The organism is Phenylobacterium conjunctum, from assembly GCF_042679085.1.
GTDB lineage: Bacteria > Pseudomonadota > Alphaproteobacteria > Caulobacterales > Caulobacteraceae > Phenylobacterium > Phenylobacterium conjunctum.
Window position 1 is genome coordinate 1 of record NZ_JBHTLQ010000115.1, and the last position, 1322, is coordinate 1322.

General features: G+C 64.5%; 1 protein-coding gene. It reads right to left on the reverse strand.

Annotation, left to right across the window (positions count from 1 at the left end; translation table 11 throughout):
- Positions 1–44: 44 nt before the first annotated feature.
- Positions 45–1265 (reverse strand): IS256 family transposase, encoded by a 1221-nt coding sequence (locus ACFQ27_RS20800; RefSeq protein WP_377354921.1) that lies wholly within the window; start codon positions 1263–1265, stop codon positions 45–47.
- Positions 1266–1322 lie beyond the last annotated feature (57 nt).

The window sequence follows — 1322 nt, forward strand, 5'->3', positions numbered from 1 at the left end:
GGGACTGTCAGGAATTTCGTGTGTGGGCGGGCGGTTGAACATATTTAGGCGGCGGCCTTGTTGAACCGGTCTCCGAAGAGGACGGCGAACTGAGCCTTGGCCATGTGCCACTCACGAGCCGGCATGGTCCATTCTTTCTCGGTGCGGTTCAAGACCAGGAAGAGGAGCTTCAGGGCCGCCTCGTCTGTGGGGAAGTGTCCCCTGGCTCTGACCGCCCGGCGCAGTTTGGAGTTCAGGGCCTCGATGGCGTTGGTGGTGTAGATCAGCCGCCGGACGTCCTTTGGGAAGGCGTAGAAGGGGATGACCTCGCCCCAGACCCTTCGCCAGGACATGCCGATCGCGGGGTATTTCTGGCCCCAGGGGCCGGCCTCGAAGGCCTCCAGCGCGACCTCGGCCGCGGCGGCGTCGACCGCCCGGTAGACCTCCTTGAGGGCGCTGGCGACCAATTTGCGGTCCTTGTAGGAGACGAAATCCAGGCTGTTTCTGAGCAGGTGCACGATGCAGGTCTGCACCGTCGCCTCGGGAAAAACGGCCGTGATCGCCTCGGGGAAGCCCTTGAGGCCATCGACCACGGCGATCAGGAGGTCTTCGACACCGCGGTTCTTCAGCTCGTTCATGACCCGCAGCCAGAACTTGGCGCCCTCGTTCTGTTCGAGCCAGAGACCGAGAATTTCCTTGCCCCCGTCGTGCCTTACGCCCAGCGCCACGTGCACCGCCTTGTTGCGGACCAGGCCCTCGTCGCGGATCTTCACCCGCAGGGCGTCGAAGAACACCAGCGGATAGACCGGCTCCAGGGGCCGGGCCTGCCAGGCGGCGATCTCGTCCAGCACCGCGTCGGTGACCGCGCTGATCAGGTCCGGGGAGACCTCCACGCCGTAGAGCTCGCGCAGGTGGCCCACGATCTCGCGGGTGCTCATGCCGCGCGCGTACATCGAGATCACCTTGTCGTCGAAGCCCGGGAACCGCCGCTGATACTTGGCGATCAGGGTCGGGTCGAAACTGGACTGTCGATCCCGCGGCACATCCAGGGACAGCTTGCCCCCATCGGTGATCACCGTCTTGGAGCCGTAGCCGTTGCGGCTGTTGCCGGCGCCGCCATCCCCATCCAGATGGTGGTCCATCTCCGCGTTCAACGCCCGCTCGGCCAGCGCCTTCTTCAGGCCGTCCAGCAGCCCTCCAGGATCAAACGCCGTCTTGGCGTCGGCTCCAGCCAAAAGCTGGTCCAGTATCGCATCAGGAATCGACGGCTCTTTGCGTCGGGCCATGGGAGGTCTCCTTCTTTCCCATTATGCCCGCCCACACACGAAATTCCTGACAGTCCC

What these genes read in the sequence shown, in the direction of transcription:
- ACFQ27_RS20800 (WP_377354921.1), bottom strand. Translation starts at nt 1,265, where the DNA reads ATGGCCCGACGCAAAGAGCCGTCGATTCCTGATGCGATACTGGACCAG.